2 protein-coding genes are annotated in these 24,148 nt (G+C 45.6%); both read right to left on the bottom strand.

Annotated elements, in window-relative coordinates:
* Positions 1–26 precede the first annotated feature (26 nt).
* Entirely contained in the window at positions 27–7,631 is a 7,605-nt protein-coding gene (locus tag MY9_RS09435; protein WP_014664049.1) for a beta-ketoacyl synthase N-terminal-like domain-containing protein, read from the bottom strand.
* Positions 7,632–7,645: 14 nt separating this feature from the next.
* A complete protein-coding gene (locus tag MY9_RS09430) occupies positions 7,646–24,112 on the bottom strand; it encodes a non-ribosomal peptide synthetase (protein WP_081483674.1) in 16,467 nt (5,488 codons plus the stop codon).
* Between the last annotated feature and the right edge of the window lie 36 nt (positions 24,113–24,148).

Below are 24,148 nucleotides of genomic sequence, written 5' to 3'. Positions count from 1 at the left end.
TTCAAAAGAGGGGGCGTTTGTGTTTATCAGCGCTTCACCAATTCATCTTCTTTTTTCGCTTCATGTTTTTTCCTGAAAGCCTTAAGGAAATTCGCATTTACTACTCCCTTATTTGAATAGAGCTTTTCGCAAAATTCTAACATGGCTGCTGACGCTTTCGGTTCGGTTAATATCATGAAGTGGTTGCTTGAATCGACATCTACCAGGTGGAAATGGGGAATTTGCCGCTCCCATTCCTCCCAATAGGCAGCTTGATCAAACGGTTCTTTTTCATTTGATAAAGTGAAATAAATGTCTAAATCACCAAAGAAAGACCTGCTTTTGTTTCTGAAATAATAACATTTTACCGCCTCAGGGTCAGGGAGAGGCTTAACAGTATACGACTCCAAATCATAGGCGCGCTGTGTTTTCATCATTTGCTGAGCCTGTGAACGTATTTGCTTCTCTGGTTTGTTTAGCCCTCGTTCTTTTGCCAGTTCAATCAACACAGACAGGAATTCTTCATCCTCTAAGCTTATGTCCACCTCTTCACGGCTGATGAGGACATCAGTAAGCTTATCCCGTTTCGCAATCGATGCCAGCATCGTATTAATTGTTTGCAGCATTGACGTTTTCATAGATACCTCATACTCTTTTGTCTCAGAACGATATGGGGAGTCAATCATCACCATGCTTTTGACAGAAAGGCCTTGGCTTTGCAGCTGGCGTGTGACTTCATATGCAATCATCCCGCCTAATGAATATCCGCCTACATCATAAGGGCCTTCAGGCTGTATGGATCGAATGATCTCTATATAATAGGAAGCGATTTGTTCAATTCCGTGCAAAGGAGCATACTCAGTCATGTATCCTCTGGCTTGAATGCCGTAAAAAGGGCGCTGGCTCTTTTGTGCAAATTGCTGATAGATTTCAACCCCTCCTACTCCGCCATGGAACCAAAAAACAGGACGCCCCCGCTTGCCGTCATTTAACGGTATCAATTCCGGAAACGTGCGAGCGTGATCATTTTGCAAGGATGTATCCTCCTGTTTCTTTGCGATCAAGTCCGTCATGTCCTGAACCGTATGACATGCTTGAAGCTCAGTCAAGACAATGTGAGGGTTTACCTTTGATTGCAATTGCTGTAATAACTGTATGCAAGAAATCGAATCAAACCCGTACTGCTGCAATGGCTTTTGAGGCTGCAGTTCATCTGGAGCCATCCCTAATACATTTGCTAATATGTGAGGATCGCCGCTGTTGTTGATATGCTCATCCTGTGAAACAGAAGGCGTATTCTCTACTGCTTGAAAGCCGTTCCAGTAGCTTCTCTTATCAAATGGATAGGTTGGCAACGGTATTCTGCGGGCACCTTTTCCTTTATAAAGCTTCTCCCACGGGATTTGCACCCCTTTTGTCCAGCAAAACGCGATCTTTTCAAGGTTGTTTCCGGACAACAAAGACTCGATCACCATTTCTCTTAATGGTCCATCAAGCAATGTTTCGATATCTGACGTGCCATTTTCTTCATTTCCGCTAAAGACAGGTACAGCGTTTTTCGGCTTATCGCCTTTTTTCTCAGCCAAGCAGGCTTGCAGGCCGTTTACCAGTTCTTCTTTATTGCGGACAACCAGTGCCAGGCGGTCCCCCATCTCCTCTCGGCCGGTTTGGAGTGTATAAGCATAATCTTGTAATGACAGTTCTTGTTGTTTATTCACATAGTCAAGCTGCTGTTGAACAACTGCTTTTAGCCTGTCCTGATTCTTTGCGGAAAGAACCACAATGTGGGCATCATGCTCATTCATACTAACCGGTGGTTTTGGTAAAGGAATATATTCTTCTAAAATGACGTGCGCATTTACGCCTCCAAAGCTATAGCTGTTGATACTCGCTCTGCGAGGAATTTTGTTGCCTGCATCGTCATGTAAATCTCCCCATGGCTGGTTCTCGGCAGTCACTCGGAAGCGGGTGCCCTTTATTGACACCTGGTCATTCAAAGATGAAAATCCGGATATGCCTGGTATTGTTTGATGCTTCATCGCCATGCTGACCTTCATAATAGCAGCCATGCCGGAGACGAGTTCACCGTGTCCGATGCTCGGCTTTAAGCTGCTGATATAACATGGCGCTTCCTCCTGTACTTCCTGAAGTTCCATCTGACTGCATCCTGACTTTAACGCCTCCAATTCTATCGCGTCTGCCAATGGAGAGGCGATCCCATGCGCTTCTATATAGGTCACCGTTTTGGGATCAATTTGTGCTCCTTGATAAGCCTTCTTCATTGCATCCTTCATACCGGCCGGATTTGGCGCATGAAGTGACATTCCCCTGCCGCCATGCGATACACCTGAACCTTTAATAACCGAATAAATATGATCAGAATCATCAATGGCTTTTTGCAAAGGTTTAATAATGAGAACTCCTGCTCCTTCACTTCTGACAAAGCCATTTGCATCTGCTTGAAAGGATTTGGCCTGTCCTTTCTTACTCAAATAGCCCATTGAGTCGAAGCCAATAAAGCCTTTTGGTGAAAGCAGCAAATTCACAGCCCCGACAATGGCTTGCTCACATTCGCCGTTTCGAATGGATTGTATAGCTCTGTGCAAAGCCACTAGAGCTGAGGAACAGGCAGCTTCATAATATTCACTTGGCCCTTTTACATCAAGCGCATAGGATATACGGTTTGGAATTAAGGATGGAATCACAGCTGTATCCGTATTGCCGGCTGCGACAAATACTCCTGTCGGGCGGCTTGATAAGGCCTGTCCGGTTAAGCCTGCGTCTTCCATCGCCTTCCATGCATGTATCAAGAGCAGAAACTCCTGTGGATCCATATTCGCCGCTTCTTTAGGCGATATGCCAAAAAACAGGGGATCAAACTCACCTATTCCTTCTATAAAACCACCCCATTGAAGGCTTGATTGCCCTTCCTTATCGGCTGAGGCATATTTTCTCCAGTCCCAGCGTTCTTTCGGCACTTCAGAGACACAGTTCTTTCCTTGAATCATGTTATTCCAAAATTCCGTTACGCTGTTTGCTTTCGGAAACACTCCCGACATGCCGATAATGGCTATGCCGTCAGCTGTGTTGTGGGTTGTTTTATCTGTCTTCATCTCAAAAGCCGGAATCTGTTTCATTTTGATTTCGGATTGAGCTGGGCGTTTCTGCTGCTGATCAGTTTGGCCAAACAGCCGCACAAATGATGTTTCATGTTTGGCTTCAAAAAATTCGGTCAGCTCATCAACAGTCGGATATTCAAAAAACAGTGTCGGATTTAATTCGATCTTTGTCTCTGACTCCATCTCCCTTGTCAGTGCAACCAACTGAGAAGAATCGATTCCAAAATCCATGATATGCGCTTTTGCAAGAGACAATTTTGATGGATCGGCCATGTTGACTGCCAGTTTATCTGTTACATAGCTTCTGATACGTTCTTTCAGATTGCTGTCCTCGATGGCCGTATTTTCAATTCCTCCTTGATTCGAAATACGAAGCTGCTTCAACGAGTAGCCTGAATAGCGGAGGACTGTTTCTGACGACTCATTGATCACATCTACATCAAACAGAAGCATGTCACCTGTATTTTTAACCATTGTAATTAAAAGCCAGCAATCCTCTTTTATCGTTTGCTTTGTAAACTGGATATCATTGATTCCAAATGGCAGGTACCCTCCTGTCATGTCAAACTGCTCTAAGAAGCTGAGGATGGCCAAGTAGGCGCTGTTTGTCACCAATGGGCTTACAGTGTAGTGATGATCGTTTGCCATCCCGTTTTGAGGCAGGCGAATTTTTGCCAGTATAGACTTGTGATCTCTGTAGAGATGAGTAATTGTCTTAAATAGCGCCCCCCATTCAGGGCCGTTTCCGGTTTTATACATCTGATCAATGTGATGAAGCTTGGTTAATGAATGCTTTACGTTCTCGATATTTACTTTTTTCGGCTTAAAAGAACCGATTTCGCATTGTCCGATTGCGGCAGGCTTCCACGAACGAGAAGCCGGCTCACGATACATGATTTGCAGTTCTATGACATGATCTTTTTGCAGCGGCTTTGCCTGCAGTTCAATGGTCTCGCCTTGTTTGATGACAATTGGATTGATATAGCTCAATTTGCTGATACGGCCGCTGTATTCCTCAGGGAACAGGTTAAAAAACGCTTCAATGGCCAGACTGCCATAAGTGGCACCGACAAGCACCCGTTCATTGTTGAAGATATGTCCTTGAACATAGGGCTCATCATAACTGAATTGATCCTGTATGACCGGCTGATGGATATCGCCTTCAACAGCTGGCGAATTCTCATTGATCGGCGTTACATCGAAATGAAATGATGTATTATGGTCAAATACATAGTGAGGCAGATGAACCCAGCCTGTTCCTGTAGCTTCTTGAAATGCAATCGATCCCCCTTGTACCCACTGCTCTGCTGCGCTTATTTCTCTATCATTAGTTACTGATTCCGCACATGGCTGTAAATCGAATGATGTATAAATGCCTTGCTGGAGTGAGCTTTTTTCTGATGTTCGGAACATCCTTAGTTTTTCGATCAGCTCCTGAGTCGATGTCACTGTAAATGCAGCCCTATGCTCTAAATTGTGGTTGATCCGGTGTAAAGCCTGGACAACGGGTTCAATATCCATAGACGCTTCCTTCCCTAAAAACAATTCCATGTTTTCCAGGTAGCTAAGCAGGCTCCATTTGGTTTTGGCTGAAAAAACGGCAGTGAATTCCTGCTGGCGGGAAGCGATATGGTTTTTCTCAGCTGTTTCTATATATTCTTCTATAATGAGATTAGCATAGGCTCCCCCCGCCCCGAAGGAATTGATCATGCTTCTGCGCGGCAACTGCTTTCCAGTGTCAGGATCATTCAAACGATGCCATGGCTCTGTTTGTTCCTGAAGATAGAAAGCCGTGTTTTCCAGCTTAATATTTGGATTGACAGGTGTCGCGTTAATTGTCGGCACCAGTGTCCCATTCTTCATCTGCAGCAGCACTTTTGTCAGCTGAGAAATGCCTGAAGCCGCCTCTAAATGCCCCAGATTGGATTTGACAGAGCCTATCGCACAAAACTGTTTCTTGTTTGTATATTGCTGAAACGCGTTTGTTAAGGCAATTACTTCAATAGGATCGCCAAGTGCCGAGCCATTTGCCGCCGATTCAATATAGCCGATAGTCTCTGGATCAATGCCGGACTGCTGAATTGATTTGGCAATTAATTTCGCTTGCTGCTTCGGGTCCGGAGCTGTATACATCTGTCTTCCGCCGCTATGGTTGGCAAAACTGCTTTTGATCACAGCGTAAATATGATCGTGATCCTCAATTGCCTTCGATAGCGGTTTTAACAGGACAGCACCGACGCCTTCCCCGGGAATAAGCCCGTTTCCTGTGCCAAAACTTTTGCTTTGATTGCCGCTTCCCAGCAGATTGGCACGCTCCAAAGAATCATATTTAGAGAGATCGAGTGTTAAATTGACACCTCCAGCAATCGCCATTGAGCAGCTTTTCAATTTTAGGCTTTCACATGCAAGATGTATGGCGTTTAATGAGCTGGAGCATGCTGAGCTGACAGCGATACTCGGTCCGGTCAGGTTAAAAAAGTGGGAAACCCGATTTGCAATGTGCCAGTCTCCCCCATTTGAGCTGAGGACTGCCTGCTCTAAAGATGGGATATTCCAAAAATACTGGTTATACATATTCCCTATAAAAACACCTACTCCGTCATCATCCCGCAATTTATCCAGACGGGTTCGCGTATAGCCGCCGTCCTCAAACGTTTCCCAGACGGTTTCTAAACATAAACGGAGTTCCGGTGTCATTTCCATGACCCGGTTTTGCTCCACCTCAAAAAGCTGATGGTCAAATGCCTCTATATCTTGTAAAAATCCGCCATAGCGCTTCTTATTCGACGGCTTTTTTGGATCCTTTGATAATGTTTTCAATAAAGATGTGCGCCATCTGGATTCCGGTGCCTCTGTTATACAATTGTCTCCAGCGATTAAATGCCCCCAAAGCTCTTCTAAACTGTTAGACATCGGATAGCGCCCGCTTACCCCAATTATTGCGATATCTTCTGTACGAGGATCATTTACATGTGTTCCTTGCAAATTACTTGTCTTTTCTTTTTTTGACGGTTCGGTATTTGCCAGCTGAGTTTCAGTGACTTGCTGCTCTAAAACAAAGCGGCGTGTATTAAGAGCAAATGGCTTACTAGGATCTGTACGCTCTGTTTGAAGAGGAGCTTCATTTTTTGCAGGCTGCGTTTTTTCCTTTAACAATGCTGTGCGGAGCTTATTTTCATGCCCTTTTACCAAATAATCGACGAGTTCTTTTGTATTGTTATGTTCAAATAAAATGGTTTTTGGAAGCTCCCCCGTCACCTTTTCTAATTCACGGATGAAATTCACCTGCAAAATCGAATCAATTCCATACTTCTCGAATGTCGTATCTTCATGAATACGTTCTGGTGATAGTTTGATCGATTTTGCCAAGGTATGCTTTACAAATTGAGTCGTTTGTTCGATGAGAGAATTGCTTTTCTGTGAATGAGCTTTTTCAGCATTTATTTGTATATGGCTTTGATCTGCCCCCGTCTCCGTTCTCTTCTTTTGCCGGACGACTCCGTTACTTTCAGCGGCAATGATCTGCTGGCCGAGCTGATGAGATTGTTCAGCCATAAAGGAAACATAGCGAAATCCCTCACTCTCAAGCACCATTTTCCAAGTGTCTGGATACAAACCCGGGCAGCCCGGTATGCGGAGATCAGGGTCCTCATACAGCCACCAGCCCTCTAAAAGGCCAAACGTCAAATGCGAATATATATTATGATTACTTATTTCATTTAAAAGGAGCAGCCCGTTCTTTTTCAAAACTGCTTTTGCATTTCGCAATGTCTGCCGGATATTTTTTGTGGCATGAAGCACATTTGCCGCGATAACTGCGTCGTAGCCTCCCGCGTCAATATGCTGTTCAGCCGCCGGCTCCTCGACATTAAATCGTTTATATGTCAAATAAGGATTGTCCAGACCGTACTTATTTTCTGCATGCATTAAAAAAGCTTTAGACAGATCTGTATAACAATATTCTTTTATATGTGTCTGCCAGGCTTTCAATTTTTGAAAAACTGCCGCGCTTGTCCCGCCGGTTCCGGCACCGATTTCTAATATTCGAATCTTCGCCCCAGGCTCTTGCTTCAGGCGTTCCTGCAGATAGGCTGTTAACGTATCCGCCAGCACCTCATTAAAATAGTCTGCGACTTGATTGTTTTTATAGACCCCTTCTACTAAATCCATAGATGAATCCGGAAACAGGATATCGGTGGCAGACGCCTTGCCGGTCAAAATGTCCGGCAAGGCTTTAAGTGCTGTCTCCACCAATGTCACCATGGCTTTCATATTATCATCTTGAAGCAGGTTTGATTTTTGTTGATTCCATTCCTTCCATAGTTCATCTATATTCTCCATTGAGCATGTGGGAATATATCCGTTCTCCGTTCGCTTCAGGTATTGCTGCCGTTCTAAAATGGATTGGCTTTCTTCGAACCATCTGCCATAGAAATTCTCCAATACCGGCTGAGATTTACTTTCAGTGAAAAAACCTATGGACTGCAATTGTGCAAAAAGCATTTTACAGAGAATGTCTTCTGTATTCAGCATTGGCGCTTCCCCTCCTATAACAGTTGTTGAATCTTTGTGCTGTCACCCGGGTGATAGCTTCGCAGCTTTTGAATGGCGGAGCCGTGAGTTTCCGGGTACACTTCAATTGTTTCTTCTGAATGTTCCGATTCATCATTCGTTTTGTTTGCCATTTTCATCATCACTAGCTGCTTCAGCGGTCCCCCGAGCAGCAATTCCAAAGCTTCCATTGCTTCAGGGGCTTCAATAGAGCCAATGCCTGCCTGAGCCATTCTCTTCTGGTAATCCGGTGATGAAACAACACCAATGCTCCCCCAATAACTCCAATTCATCACGGCCACTGTACAAGGCCATATGTGAGATAGCCGCTGTGCAAAAGCATCCTTAAAACTGCAGCCCGCAGCGTAATTGCTTTGTCCCGAAGCTCTCGCAAACGATTGGACGGAAGAGAAAAACAAAACAAAATCCAGTGGTTCATACCGGAAAACTTGTGCCATTCGCACGCTTACATCAACCTTTGCCGCAAAAACGTTTCTGAAACATTCTTCACTCATATTCATCAGGCTTCGGTCTTGTAAGACAATCGCAGAATGAATGATGCCGTTGATTTCACGATGCGTTTGTTTCATTATTTCATAAGCGCGTTCTAATTCCTCTCGGTTAGCCGCATCAGCTTGAATGTAATATGGGGCTGGCCCTAGACGCGCAAGTCTGTCCAGCTTGCTTTGAATGGCTGCATCCTTTTTCCTTCTACCAATCCAAACGATCTGCGCCTGATATGTTCTGATCATATATTCACTCCAGGCCTCACCAATACCGCCAGCTCCGCCTATGACAACATAAACGCCTCCGTGCTTATACTTCGTGTGCACCGGTTGATTGTTGTGTACTGGAATCAGACGAAGCTTATGCCAAATCCTGTCTCGATAGGCCCACGTATTCCCTTCTTGATCAAAAGGCAAGGAAAGGAGTTGAGATAGCGGCAAGTCTTCGTATTCTTTAACATCGATCAGCTTTGTCTGCCAATTTGGATATTCTTTTGCCATTGAACCAATCAGGCCGTGCACCCCGGCATCGACCGGGTTGACAATATCTTGCTGATCAACATATTGTGTGTTCACCGTCACGACCGTCCAGCTGATCTCCTTCCGTGCATAGCCTATAGAAAGCATTGCCTTAATGAGCCTATACAATTGAATGACGCCTTGATCTTGGGCTCCAATCATTTCATCGCCGACTTCGCAATCTGGCACACGAGATGGAGACATCCACACAATATGCTCAAACGATCCAAGTGCTTCAAGCTCATCTGCAATTCTCTGAATTGATGCGTTCGGCTCAATGTTCAGCTCCTTGGACAACGGGAACTGCCTTTGAACAGCTTTTCTGCTGTTGTTATCCCCTCCGAGGATGACAACACGCTCATCAGCAGGTGAAATGATCTTCTTCTCCAGCTGCACTTGATCCCATATCGGCGCCATAAGAAGCGCTCCGTCAAGAGTTGCTTTGGAGTTTAGTGATGTCGGCTCGTCTGGCGGTTGTATACCTTCTTCCAGCACCCTTGAGGAAATCCCCTTGATTCTTACACACACTCGGCCTTGTTCATCACACAAATCAATATCCAGTCTCTGTATTTTGTCCTCATTTGGGCGAGATGTCACAGATACCCACATTTTATTTGTACACGGGCTGAATATTTCTAGCTCTTGCAGCGCAAAAGGCAGAGAAAGCTGCTCGTCACCGGAATTCAGCTTCAGCCCGATCGACGCTTGTAAAGCAGAGTCCGCCATACTTGGATGCAGAACGAATTCATTCATTGTGTGAGTTACACCAGCAGGCAGGGAAATCTCTGCCAAAGCTTGATTGCGGCCGATGTAAAGCCGATCTATCCCTTGAAAACCAGGGCCGTAGTCAATGCCGATCGCCTTAAACAATTCATAACATTGGTCGTGTGAGAGTGTGCTTAAACTGCACTGGTCTCGAAGCACGCTGATATCTTGGACTGGCAGGTCTTCTGCCCCGCGGATTGAAGCACTGCCTTGACAATGTATCTTTCGATTATTGTGTGCATCCTCTGCCTCTGTATAGATGGCAAAAGCAATCTCACCGTCCTGCTGGGGATGTAGACTGATATCCACTTGAACAGGCTGGCCGTCCGCCACAATCGGCTGCACCCACACAACATTTTTGATGTGAATAACAGATTGTTGATCTTCGGTTCCTCTCACTGCTCTTGTAACGGCAGCATGTACCATCTCAAGGTATGCCACCCCCGGCATAACCGGTTTTCCCTTCACCCTATGATCGGCGAAAAAGAACTCAGCGCCTGTAAAGGTGGAGCTGAAACGCTGCTCTGATAAATCTGAAGTGTTGACCTGTACCAATGGGTGCAAAGCTGCTGGTTCGACAGTTTTTAGAACTGTTTGATGAGCAGTTGCTTCCTCTTTCGTATCCGTTATCCAGTAGCGTTCTTTCGCAAATGGATAGGTAGGGAGGCTTATGCGTTTCGGCTGTTTGCCGTCATACAGTTTACTCCAGCCTATTTCCATGCCTTTCACCCATAAATCAACCAGTTTTTCATATATGTGAGGCTCCCAGCTATTTTCGAGCGTTTTCTGTACTTCATCATCTGATCTCAATGTTTGTACAATGCCTTTTTCTGCCCTGCCTCTATACATGTACTTCGCGTAGGTGTCCCCTTCTATAAAGAGGTTCAATTTTTCCAGCAAGTCCCCAGTCGAGACAGCGATGATCCCTAATCTCTCCTCCATTGCATCACGACCCTCTTGGAGTGTATAAGCAATATCAGTGAGGTCATGAGCCGTGATAGATTGCTTGCTGATAAAGTCTGCTAATTGCCTGGCTTGGTCTTTCAGGCGGTCTTCATCCTTTGCCGACAAAATAAAGATGCCCGGGTGCTGTGCTGTCACAGCTGGTGCTTGTGCAGGGTGGGTTGTTTCTTTCGGCATATATTCCTCAATGACCACGTGGGCATTGACGCCGCCTATCCCAAATGAACTGATACCTGCGCGGCGCGGCAGCTCTCGGCCGGCTTCATCACGAAGCGCCTGCCATTCTCTCGATTCCTGCACAATGTAAAACGGGCTGTCATCCAGTCTGATATACGGATTAATGGTTTCACTATACAGACTTTTGACAAGCGTTTTATGCTTAAGCTGTAATAACACTTTAATGACACCCGCCACACCGGCCGCCAGCGATAAGTGACCGATGTTTGTTTTCGCTGAGCCAAGTCCGCAATGGCTGCCATGAACAGCCGGGTCCCCCGTTTTTTTATACAGCTCTTTAAATGCCGCTTTTAAGCCGTTGATTTCTACTGGATCACCCAGTTCTGTTCCAGTCCCATGCGCTTCAATATAAGTTACGGTTCTTGGATCAATTCCCGCTTTTTCATATGCTGTTTTTACGACATCCGCCTGGGCTTTCGGATTAGGAGTCGTTAGAGAATTTGCGCGGCCTCCGTGGTTTACCGCACTTCCTTTAATGACACCGTAAATATGATCACCGTCCCGTTCAGCCGCTGTCAGCTTTTTCAGGAAGAGAATGCCGGCACCTTCACTGACTGCGAAGCCATCGGCTTTGTCAGAAAATGTTTTGCATCTTCCTTCTTTGCTCAGCGCTCCGGCCTTATCATAAGCGATATGGCCTTGCGGAGTTACGACCGTGTTGACTCCTCCCGCAATCGCCATGTCACAGTTTCCATTTTCAATGGCGCAGACCGCATGATGAATGGCGACTAAAGAGCTTGAGCACGCAGTGTCGATCGGTTCACTCGGTCCATGAATGTTCAGGAAATAACTGACTCTATTCGGTCCGGCAGAAGGACTCATATTCGCAGCTGCTGAGCCTTCGATGTCTACATTAGACAGAAGCGAACTGTACCCTGTGTTTCCTGTCCCAATGAAGATGCCCGTTTTGGTTCCTGCCAGGCTTCTCGCTGAATGTCCCGCTTCTTCTACCGCCTTCCACGCATAAGTCATTAACAAACGCTGCTGAGGCTCCATCTGCTCAGCCTCCAATGGAGATATGCCGAAGAACAATGGATCAAAGTCAGCTACTTCATCAATAAAACCGCCCCATTTGACGTTTGTTTTATTCGCTTCTTTCAGAGGGTCTCCGTAATACTCCTGCCAATCCCAGCGGTCTTTTGGAACCTCTGTAATACAATCCGTGCCCGATGACAGGTTCTCCCAATATTCCTCGACGTCCTTTGCCTTTGGGAAAACGCCGCTCATCCCCACAATCGCAATAGGCTCAGGCTTATGATCAGCTTCCTTTTGCTTTGGTGTTACCGAGCGTTTTGCAAAGCGGTTTTCAGTCAAAAACGTCATATTTTTTATATTCTGTTCGACAGGCTGCATCCGCACCTCAGCTTTGGCAGGTGTTTGAGCTGCAAAAGCATTTGGATATTCTTCTGACAGATACCCTGCAAATGCATTAACCGTTGCGTGCTCAAAGAAGATCGTCGGCGTGAGATCCAGCTTGTACTTCTCATTCAGTGTATTCGCGAATTCAGTTAAGGTAATCGAATCAAATCCATATTGATTAAACTCCATGTCCGGGTCAATCTCTTCAGGTTTGATTTTGAGCAATTGAGAGATTGCTTGCTTTAAAGCTTCTTGAATGTGGTCAAACATATTCCCTTGATCCATTCTTTTTCCAGCTGTCACCGGTACTTGTACTGTTTTCAGTGGCACTTCATCAGAAGACGGCTTTTGAGCCAGCTTTTCCCTCATCATGTCTTTGATTCCTTCCATGACGATGACTTGATCCTTGCCAAATGCCAAAGCTGTATACAGTGCTTGAATGCCAGTCTTAGTCCGCATTGGCGTCACACCTGTGTTTTTCAACGTCATGTTTTCAATTTCTTTATTCGCGCGCATGCCGCCTTCTTTCCAGAGCGGCCAATTGATCGACAACGTTTGCCCGTGCCTGTACATGGCGGTTACAAGCGCATTTCGATAAGCAGCATACCTGTCCATAAATGCGTTAGCCATTGCGTAATCCGCCTGTCCCGCGCTGCCGGCAACACTTGATATTGAAGAGAAGAGGATAAAGAAATCTAACGCAAGGTGCTCAGTTGCCTCATCCACATTCACAAGCCCTTTTACCTTAGGTGCAAAAACTTGTGTCAGCTCTTCATTGGTTTTGCTCATCAGATAGTTATCTTTAATCAGCCCTGCGCTGTGAATGACGCCATTCAAGTCTCCGTAATCAGAGGTAATGCTTGTGATAAGCTCTGAGGCTGCTTCCGTTTGTGTCACGTCTACCTGCCTGTATTCTGCGCGAGCCCCTAATTGCTGAAGTTCGTTAAGCTCCGCCTGCTGATCCGCATTCAACGCAGATCTGCCTGTCAGAATGAGCACAGGCTGTTCAGATTGACGAGCAATCTCTTTTGCAAAAATAAACCCAAGTCCTCCCGCGCCGCCCGTGATGAGGTATACGCCTTTATCTCTCCACGGCAGGCTTATTTCCCGATCAGCCATTGGCAATTCACGCAAATCATTGATGTACCGTTTGCCTTTTTCATATTTGATACGCTGATCTTCTGTGTGTCTTTTATTCTCTTTCAGTTTTTCTATCACACTTTCAATATTTTCATGTGAATCGATTTCAATCGTCTGGCCGATTAGTTTTTTGTTCTCCTGACCGGCTGTTTTAAGGAGCGCCGATAGCCCTGAGAATGAGTACTGCTTTTTTTGTGCTGAGGTAAGAAGCTGGATCAGGACATTGCCCTGCGGCTTGCTTTTGAGAAGACCCTGTATTGTCTCAAGCGCTTGTTCGGCATAATCTTGGAACCTCTCTGCAAGTCCTTCGCGGAATGACTCCAAAGCGATGCATTCCGCCCCTGTCATTCTTGATTCAATGCTATCTTTTGAGAGGCCATTCATGTCGCAAAGCATGACAATGTGCCGTTCGTATTGAGGCTCAGGACTTTCTTTTACACAAGCCTTAGGCACCCATTGTTCTTCAAACATCAGGGTTTCCAGCGTTTGATCAGGTTCCGCCGATCCAAAGCCGCCTTCCGCTGCCCTGAATGACAATCCTTTCATCCGAACACAAACATTGCCGTTCACATCTAAAATATCAATATCACGTTTTTGCACCTTATCAGTTGCCTTGCTGCCTTGGCTGTATCTTGCGTATACCCACATTTCCGACGAACATGCTCCGAAGACTTCAAGCTCCTGGACCGCAAAAGGCAGTGTCAGCTGGTTATCTCCGGCGCCTGTCAAAATGCTTGACGCCTGCAAAGCAGAATCCATCAGCCCCGGGTGCATGTTGTATTGGCTGAGCGTATCTGCAGCTGACGGATGCAATGACAATTTTGCCAAAACAAATTGTTCAGCTGTATAGATTTTTTTCACTCCGCGATAAGCAGGACCATATTCAAAGCCAATCATTCGATACGTGTCGTATACTTCGTTTACGCTGAAATGGCTTTCCTTACACTGCTCCAGCAGGGATGGCAAATCAACCGCCGGCAGATTTTCAGCAGGGTTCAATACCGCGCTGCCTTGACTGAAGACGATTGACTGTTCGCCAGTAACGTCTGAATGACCATAGATTTCATAAGAAATTTCACCACTTTCCTCTGGTGAAAGCCTGATGTGTACTTGCACCGGCTGGTCTTCTACGACAATTGGCCGCACCCACACCGCGTTCTTTAGCTTTATGGTGCGCGGAACACCTTGTACCTCTGCGGCCTGCTCAACAGCTGCCCGCGCCAATTCAAGATGAGCCACTCCCGGCAAGATCCGTTGGCCTTTCACAACATGATCAGCAAGGAAAAACTCTTCTCCTGTATAGATAGAGCTAAATCTTTGTTCTGAGAGGTTCGATGTGTTTTGCTGCATCAATGGATGCAGCACAGCTCCGCCAACGCTGGAGGCTGCTTTATTTACATTCGTGCTGCCGCTATTTTCAATATGATCAGAGATCCAATAACGGTCTTTTGCGAACGGATACGTCGGCAAGCTCATGCGCTTAGGCACAGTCTCGCCATACATGTTCGTCCAGTCTACATCAAGCCCCTTTACCCATAATTCAAGCAATTTTGCATACTTTCCCCGTTCCATCCATTTCTTGACGGCTTCTTGAATTTCTTCGTCCTCTGTCAGCATTTGCAGTGTGCCTTTATCAATCCTGCCTCTAAATACATCCTCCACATCGTTTTTGCCTGCTGCGAAGTCTTTTAATTTTTGCCGCAAATCCTCAACGGAACCAGAAATGATCCCAAGACGTTCTTCCATCGCGTCCCGTCCGGCTTGCAGTGTATAAGCGATCCGGGTGAGATTAGCGTCTCTGTATGCTTCCTTATCAAGCGCATCTGCCAGCTGCTGTGCGTATTCTTTTAACCGCGCTTCATTTTTAGCAGATAAAACGAAGATACCCGGATGTTCCGGCGTGATAGATGGTATATTCTCATCAGCTGCTTCTGGAATATATTCCTCAATAACCACGTGGGCGTTTACGCCGCCGATTCCAAATGAACTGACACCCGCCCGGCGAGGAAGTGCTTCTCCCCGTTCATTTTTCAGCGCTTTCCATTCTCCCGTTTCCCGTACGATATAGAACGGACTGTTTTTAAGCTGAATGTACGGATTCACGGTTTCGCAATGAAGACTTTTCACTAAGGTTTTATGCTTAAGCTGCAATAATATTTTAATAACTCCTGCTGCACCGGCTGCCAGCGATAAGTGGCCGATGTTTGTCTTTACAGATCCTAATCCGCAGTAAGGATTGGCTGATGTGTCTCCTTCATTTACCCCCAATGCTTTAAAAGCTGATTTTAAACCGTTAATTTCAACCGGGTCGCCAAGCTCCGTTCCGGTTCCGTGGGCTTCAATGTAGGTCACGGTTTTTGGATCGATTCCCGCTTTTTGATATGCCGACTGAATAACATCTGCCTGCGCCTTCGGATTAGGAGTCGTTAAAGAGGCTGCACGTCCGCCGTGATTGATAGCACTGCCTTTGATGACTCCGTAAATATGGTCTCCCGCTTCTTCAGCCGCTTTTAATTTTTTCAAGAACAGTATGCCGGCACCTTCCCCATGCGCAAAACCATCGGCTTGATTTGAAAACGTCTTGCATTTTCCTTCTTTGCTCAGCGCACCTGCCTTATCAAAGCTGATATACACCTCAGGAAGGATAATCGTATTTACACCGCCGGCTAACGCCATGTCACAAGTGCCTTCCTCAATGGAAGAAATGGCATGGTGGATCGCCACCAATGAACTTGAACACGCTGTATCAATCGGTTCGCTCGGTCCGTGCAGATTAAGGAAATAACTGACCCGGTTTGGACCGACCGAAGGGCTTGTATTGGCTGCCGCTGATCCTTCTATTGCCGAGTTCGCTTTAGATAGAAGAGAGCTGTATCCTGTATTTCCTGTTCCGATGAAAACGCCGGTCTTTGTGCCTGACAACCTTTTCGCCGAATATCCTGCATCTTCGATCGCTTTCCAGGCATAAGTCAGCAGTAAGCGCTGCTGAGGTTCCATTTGTTCAGCTTCACGCGGAGAAATGCCAAAGAATAATGGATCAAAATCTGCTATTCCGTCAATAAAACCGCCCCATTTTACGTTCGTTTTATTGACTTCCTTCGCCGGATCACCTTCATATTCACGCCAATCCCAGCGTTCTTTCGGAATTTCCGTCATGCAGTCTTTGCCCTCTTTTAAGATGTTCCAGTATGCCTCAATATCTTTCGCCATAGGGAAAATCCCGCTTATGCCTACGATGGCAATTGGCTCAGGCCCAGTATCACTCTGTATGGCGTTTGGCTGCATGACTTGCTGCTTTCGGCGTCTTTTAGCTTTGGCGCGAACGGCTTGTTCCTGTTTCACGGCTGGCTGAATCTGAGCCGATGCAGCACGTACAGCAAATGTCTTCGCAAATACCGATTGATATTCTTCTGACAAATGCTTGCCAAACGCATGTATCGTCGGATGGTCAAAAAATACGGTTGGCGTTAGTTCTAACTTATAGGCGCGATTGATATGGTTGGTGAATTCAGTCATTGAGATTGAATCAAAACCATACACCGTCATCTCGGCATGATCATCAATCGTTTCAAGCTTAACCTTTAACAGCTTGGCAACCTCTCGCTTTAACATCGCCTTTACTTTATCCAGCAAACTGTCTGTATCAATGCTATTTACTTGTTCAGTCATGTCTTTTGCTTCCTTCTTTTCCATAGGTGCTGAGGCGGTTTTTGCCAGCATGTTTTGTTTTATTTTCTGCCCAGCGCTCTCGATCACCATTACTTGGTTTGCCTCTGAATGAAGCGCTTGATATAATGCCTGAATTCCCTTTTCTGCCCTCATAGGAACAATACCGGCTACTTGTACAAGCCTTTTCTCAGTTTCTTGTTCGACCTGCATGCCCCCATCTCTCCATAAAGGCCAGTTTATAGAAAGCGTCTTCCCATGCCGCTGGCTGAGGTCGGCAAGCCTATTTCGATGGCCCGCATACATATCCATAAATACATTGGCTGCCGCATAGTCAGACTGACCGATGCTTCCTAAACTTCCTGAAAGAGATGAAAAGAGAATAAAGAAATCCAAAGGCAAATCCTTGCTTGCCTCGTCTAGATAAACAAGCCCTTTTACTTTAGGCGCCAGTACATCGTGCAGATCTTCTGCCTGTTTATTGACCATGTAGCTGTCCTTGATGATTCCCGCGCTGTGGAGAACACCGTTCAGACGGCCATATTTTTTTTGAATGTCGTCAATGAGCTGATAGACTTCAATCTTATCGGTAACATCCGTTTGCCGATAGGTAACCTCAGCCCCCTTGCTATGAAGCTCTTTCAGCTTTTTGCTTTTGCTTTCGCTAAGAGAGGAACGGCCCGTCAGAATGATTGTCGCATTCTTCGTTTGTTCCGCGATTTCCTTTGCAAAAATATGTCCTAGTCCGCCGGCGCCTCCTGTAACGAGATAAACGCCATTGTCTTTCCACGGTTTGCTGACGTCTCCTTTTGCCTGTTTGACTTCGCGCCAGTCAGCAATATACCGTGTCCCGTTTTGATATTTGACATATGAATCTTTGCTCAATTGATTTTCTAATAGTTTGCTGGCAATGCTTTCTCCGCTTTCTTCACTGCTGACTTCAATCATTTGGCCGGTTAGTTTGGCATTTTCCTGACAAGCTGTTTTCAGCAGTCCTGTCAATCCTGAAAACAATTGCTGTTCTCCCTCTGCAGAGGTTACGATCTGAATGAGAATGCCGTCTTTCGGTTTCGTACGAATGATCTCTTGTACCTTTTTAAACACTTGTTCTGTATAAGAATGGAAACGCCCCTCCACTGAAGAAGGCCTTGCTTCCAGGCTGTATACACGGACATCCCCGATGGCTGCTTCAATTTGTTTTCTCGTCTCATGATCATATTCACATAGAAATACGAGATGCTCTGCATATTTTTTTGCAGCTAAGCCGTCGGCTGCCTTTTGTTCCTGCCAAACGGGCTCAAGCAATAAAGTTTCGCTGTTGGTGTTTGATGGTTCGGTTTGTACATCTGCTTCCATCACTCTCGCCGAAAATCCTTTCAGCCGCACGCAAATCATGCCATGCTCATCGCATAGATGAATATCGACTTTCTGTATCGCATCTCCTGGTTTGTTTTTCGAGTTGAATTGAACATAAACCCACATGTCAGAAACGCACTGACGAAAGACCTCAAGTTCCTCTAAGGCAAATGGCAGTGCTGCCTTAAAGTCTTCCGTGTCTGAAAGTTCCGCTCTGACGACATTTTGCAAATATTCAGCTGCCTGTAACGCTCCATCCAATACACTCGGATGAAGAACATAATCGTCCAACGTATGTGTGACAGATTCCGGCAGTGATAATTTGGCAAGCAGCTGTCCGTCGCCTTTATATACGGCCTCTACACTCTTGTAACCCGGACCGTAATCGGCGCCGATCATGCTTTCATAAAACGAGACAGCATCCATTCTGCTTAGATCACATTGTTTCTTGATCTCAGAAAGATCCAGTGCTTTTTCTTGCTTTAACTGAATCAATTCCGCTGTACCTTGGTTATATACAACTGGTTCTGCATCAGCGGATTCCGGCTCACCATACATCCGATAAGCGATTTGTCCGCCATCTTCATCGTAAAGTCCGATATTTACCTGAACCGGCTCACTTCCTGCTACAACCGGACGAATCCATACGACATTTTTCAGCCTGATTCCAGTATTATGATCCTCCAATCCGCCAATTCCTTGTTCTATAGCGGCTCTTGCCATTTCAAGCGTGACTGCCGCCGGCAAAATGGCCATGCCTTTAATGATATGTTCGGCAATAAAATACTCTTGTCCTGTGAAAATGGAGCTGAAACGTTGCTCTGACAGAACCGATGTATTATGGTGCACTAAAGGATGCAAACGCGCCGGTTCAATTGCTGTGATGGTATTGCTTTCAGGCCAGTATCGTTCTTCGGCAAAAGGGTATGTCGGCAAGCTGATGCGGCGCGGCTTTGCATCAGGATAGAGCCTGCGCCATTCAACGTGAAAGCCTTTTGCCCACATCTCGGCAAGCTTTCTCACTTCTTCTTTTGATATCCGTGATGAAGCCATATTTTCTGCCTCAGCATTTCCAAGCAGCTGTTCAGCGGATGTCATTTTCGTTCTTTCTCCTTGGATACAACCCTCTGGAAGCGTCTCCCCATTCACAAAAGCTTCCAGCTGCTGTTTCCATTGTTCCGGATCACTCGCCATAAAAACGATCCTGTTATCCATTGCTTCACGGCCGACCTGAAAGGTATAGGCAATATCTTTTAAAGAGAAATTCTTTTTCTCGTCTTGACTGATATAAGACAGCATTTCCTTCGCGTATGCATGGAGCCGTTCTCTATTTTTTGCTGATATCGGAATGATGTAAGGCTGATTGCCTTCGTTTTCGGTACCTGCATCAGTATTGTTTTCATATTGCTCAAATATAGCATGAGCGTTAGTTCCGCCTAGCCCGAATGAGCTCAAAGCCGCCCGATGAACACCTGCGTGTTTCTCTAACGATTTTCGTTCACGGACCACATAAAAAGGAGAGCTTTCAAACTTTATATTCGGATTTGGCTCCGTGCAGTTGATGGTCGGTGCAAGTTCATTATGGTATAAGCTCATCGCAACTTTAATGCATCCAGCTAACCCCGCAGCTGTATCCAAATGGCCGATATTCGTTTTCACTGAACCAATTCCGCAAAATTGTGTTTTGTCGGTGTATTGCTTGTACACTTTATTTAGCGCAGACATTTCAATAGGATCGCCTAATTTCGTTCCCGTCCCGTGCGCTTCAATATAACTGACCGTTTCAGGATGAACCTTGGTTGTATCCAATACATGCTGTATCACCTCTGTTTGGCCTTTTACACTTGGCGCATAGAAGCCGGCTTTTTCTGCCCCATCATTATTGATGCCTATTCCGCGCATAATGGCATAAATATGGTCTCCGTCTTTTACGGCATCCACAGCTTTTTTCAGCAGGATGACCGCTACACCTTCGCCCCCAGCCATTCCATCCGCCGAAGCATCGAACGCCTTTACATGCCCGTCGCTTGAAAAATTCAACCCGTTTTGGTGCACATAGCCGATCGCTGATTGTGCGTGCAATGTTGCGCCTCCGACAAGCGCATATTCTGATTCGCCTGATGTCAGGCTTTTGTATGCTTGATATAAACCAACTAGTGATGAGGAGCAGTTAGAATGAACAAAGTAGCTTGGCCCTTTTAATCCGAGCTTATGCGAAATCATTGTCGGAATGGTTCCGCTTTGGGCTAACACCCATGAAACATAGCCATCAGGTGATTCATGTCCATCTGTTGTTTCCTTCGGCAATAACGTTCTATATGAATTGCTGCTTGCAGACATATATACACTTGTTGCCGGAATCTCCTTAGCCACATATCCTGCATCTTCAATCGCTTTCCAGGAGTGCAGCAATAAGAGGCGGAGCTGAGGATCCATATACTCAGCATCTTTTGGCGAGATTTGAAAGAAACCGGGATCGAATAAGTCTTTCCCTTCGATCACAGATTGCACTGGCACATAGTCAGGGTGCTGTATCAATTCTTCGGGAACTCCATTTGCGCGTAGTTCTTCTTCAGAAAAGAATCGTATGCTTTCTTTGCCTTCTTTGATGTGGTTCCAGAAGTCATGATGATTTTTCGCGCCTGGGAACTGGCACGATATCCCCACAATCGCAACACTGTCGTCAAAATAAGGGGGAATCGTCTGTTGCGGGTATTTTCCATCTTTTTTGTCATCATGATCATCTTCATTTTTCGTCACGGCTGGATCTGAGTTTTTCATCTCCAAAATGTATTCACTGATTGCACGGATCGTGGAATACTCAAACAGCTCAGTAACACTAAACTCACAATCGAATTCTTTTTTGATTCGTTCAGCCACAGCTACAGCCAGAAGCGAATCGCCGCCCGCATCGAAAAATCCGTCTTCCGGCCCAAATCCGCTGACCTGGAGAGTTTCCTCCCAAATGTGTAGCACCTGATCCTCTATTTCCGTTACCTGCAAGTGATTTGGTTCCCTTCTATTGAAAACAATCTCACGTTTTTCCAGTTCTTTACGGTTCACTTTTCCGCTGGGCGATAATGGAAGCTCATCCAAGCGGATAAAGTGTGAAGGTATCATATATTCCGGCAGACTGGACTTTAAATGGCAGCGCAAATCTTTCGGATCGGCAGGAGAATGTCCGCTTTCCTCTGTATAATAAGCAGCGAGCTGTTGATGGCCCTCCAGCTGCTTTACCACTACAGCCTGATCTAAAATGCCCGGGTATTCACTCAGCTTTGTTTCTATTGCGCCCAGCTCGACGCGAAAACCGCGTATTTTCACTTGGCTGTCCATCCGTCCCAAGTATTCTATGTTGCCATCAGGAAGCCATCTGGCTAAATCACCCGATTTATATAGCTTCATCCCTGGTTCAAAGGGATTGTCAATAAATTTTTCAGCCGTAAGCCCCTGCTTATTATAGTAGCCTCTTGCCAAGCCGGCTCCAGCGATGCAAAGCTCTCCAGGCTTTCCGATTGGCACAGGCTTCAAATGCTCATCCACAATATAAATTTTCGTGTTGGAGACAGGCTTTCCAATCGGTGTATGGTGACTTGCAATATCTCCTTTTCCGCACCCGAAATAGGCAGCGTAAATGGAGGCTTCCGTCGGTCCGTATATATTTTCAACACGGCAGTTTGTAAAGAGCGATACCGCCTTTTTCACTAATTCTTTAGGGAAGGCTTCACCTGCAACCATCATATACTTCAGTGGTCCATCCTTTGTAAATCGCTTGTTGTCTTTCGCCATTTCTAAAAAAACATGCAGCATGGCCGGCACAAAATTAACGTGAGTCACTTTATAAGTTTCAATGTAATCCATACAAAGCTGCGGTGATTTCTCCCCATTAGGCGGAAGAATCACAAGACGGCCGTCTCCAATAAACCATCCGAATAATTCTGAGATCGATACATCAAACACATAGTTCGTCTTCAGTAAATAGGCATCCTCAGCCGTAACAGGATAATGAGATTCAAGAAAATTCAGGGTATTCATAATGCCCCGATGCTCTACCATAACCCCTTTAGGCTGTCCGGTGCTTCCTGATGTATAAATGATATAAGCGAGGTGCTCTGGCTTTACTTGCCGTTTTAAGCCGTTGCTTTGCTGATCAGGATAACCGTTTCGGCAAGCCAACTCGATATTGATCGATTTTACATGGCTGCCAGTTAATCCGCTGATTCTATCATGAACGTTAGATTGGGTGAGGACAACGGATGCCTGACTGTCTTTGAGCATGTACTCTAATCGCTCTTGCGGAAAGCTTGGATCTAACGGCACATATGCTCCGCCGGCTTTCAGTATTCCTAAAATTCCGATGATCATATCAAATGAACGCTCTGCACAAATGCCAACTGGCTGTTCTGGTCCAACCCCCTGATGTTGAAGGTAGACTGCCACAGATGTGCTTTTTTCATCTACCTCTTTGTATGTAAGTGATCTGTCTTCAAACATCACAGCAACCGCGTCTGGGTTTTGTTTCGCTTTTTCCTCAAACACTTCATGTATACACTTGTCATTTGCGATGTTTGTCCCTGTCGAATTCCATTGTTCCAGCAAACTAGTTTGTTCTTGATTTAATTGCAAAGAGTAGGCCTCAAGCGGCAAAGACGGGTCCTCCATCATGTGCTGCGCAAGCTTCATATAGTTCTCCATCATGCTTTCAATGGAGGACACATCATACAAATCAGGGTTAAACAAAAGATGAAGCACTGTTTCATTTTCTTGCTCATATATCTCGAGTGCCAGCTCAAATTCACCCTCTTGCCGAATGTCTTCAATATATTCGATGCCAAGCGTTTGATACGGTTCGAGCACTTTTTGCAAGCCTGTTGCCTGAAAAAAGTTTTGGTACAGAAAGGCAGTTTGAAAAACCGGAGAATCCGCGGCCGATCGGTCTACATTCAGCTCTCTTACCAATGCAGGGAACGGATACGCCGCATGATCCAGACCGTCAGCCATTGTCAGCTGCAGTTCCCGAATAAATGCTGTTAATGGCTGAGTTCCGATATTCTTGCTCCGAACAGCCATCATATTGATAAAATAACCGATTAGGGTTTCAAAGCTATCTTCATGCCGACCCATTGTCGGAACGCCGACAATGAGATCCTTTTGTTTTGTATAATGATGCAGCAGTACTTTGTAAATGGAGAGAAACACAACAGATTCATTCACATGATAAGTGCGGGCAAACGATTTAATTTGATTTCTCAGGTGATGAGGGAGCAAGCTTTTATAAGCTTGCCCCTTGAATTTTCGTGCTGAAGACCGCGGACGGTCAGCTGGCAGATCAAGAACTGGCAGACTCCCAGACAACTGTTCTTTCCAGTAAGCGAGATGCTCTTCCCCTTCTCTGCCAGTCAGCATCCGGTTTTCCCAAGCGACAAAATCGTAATAATCAGCTGTTATTGGCTGCTGCACGGGCTCAATCCCATTCAGCAATTGTTGATACGTTTCAAATAGCGCCGCCATCAATGTCAGCATCGACACACCATCGAATATGATATGGTGAATCGTTATAAGAACAATGCATTCTTCTTTCGATCGATGAAAAAGATGTGTGCGCATTAACGGATCAGCTTCCAAATGGAAAGGTTCTTTTGATTTTTCTTTTAGAAAAGGCAAGATATCTGCTGATTTCATTGCTGATATATCCTCTTCCACAAAATAAAGATTCTCTGATAACTGAACCGTTTGAAATGGAATGCCATCCTCTTCTTGAATCACACTGGCTAAGACAGGATATTGTCTCTGTACAAACAGAAGGGCCTTCTTAAACGTTTGTGCATGTATTGGCTTGCTGAAACGAAAGCATAAAGGAATATTATATGCACTCATCCCAGGAGACATTTTTTGAAGCATCCACAGCCCTTTTTGCCCTTCTGAAAGCGGACTTTTCAACTGCCGCTTCATGCCTTTAAGACGTTCTTCCACCTCAGAAATGGTTAA

The sequence above is a fragment of the Bacillus sp. JS genome (assembly GCF_000259365.1).
Lineage (GTDB): Bacteria > Bacillota > Bacilli > Bacillales > Bacillaceae > Bacillus > Bacillus stercoris.
The sequence above is the reverse complement of the archived record's forward strand: the minus strand, read 5'-3'. Positions and strand labels throughout refer to the sequence as shown.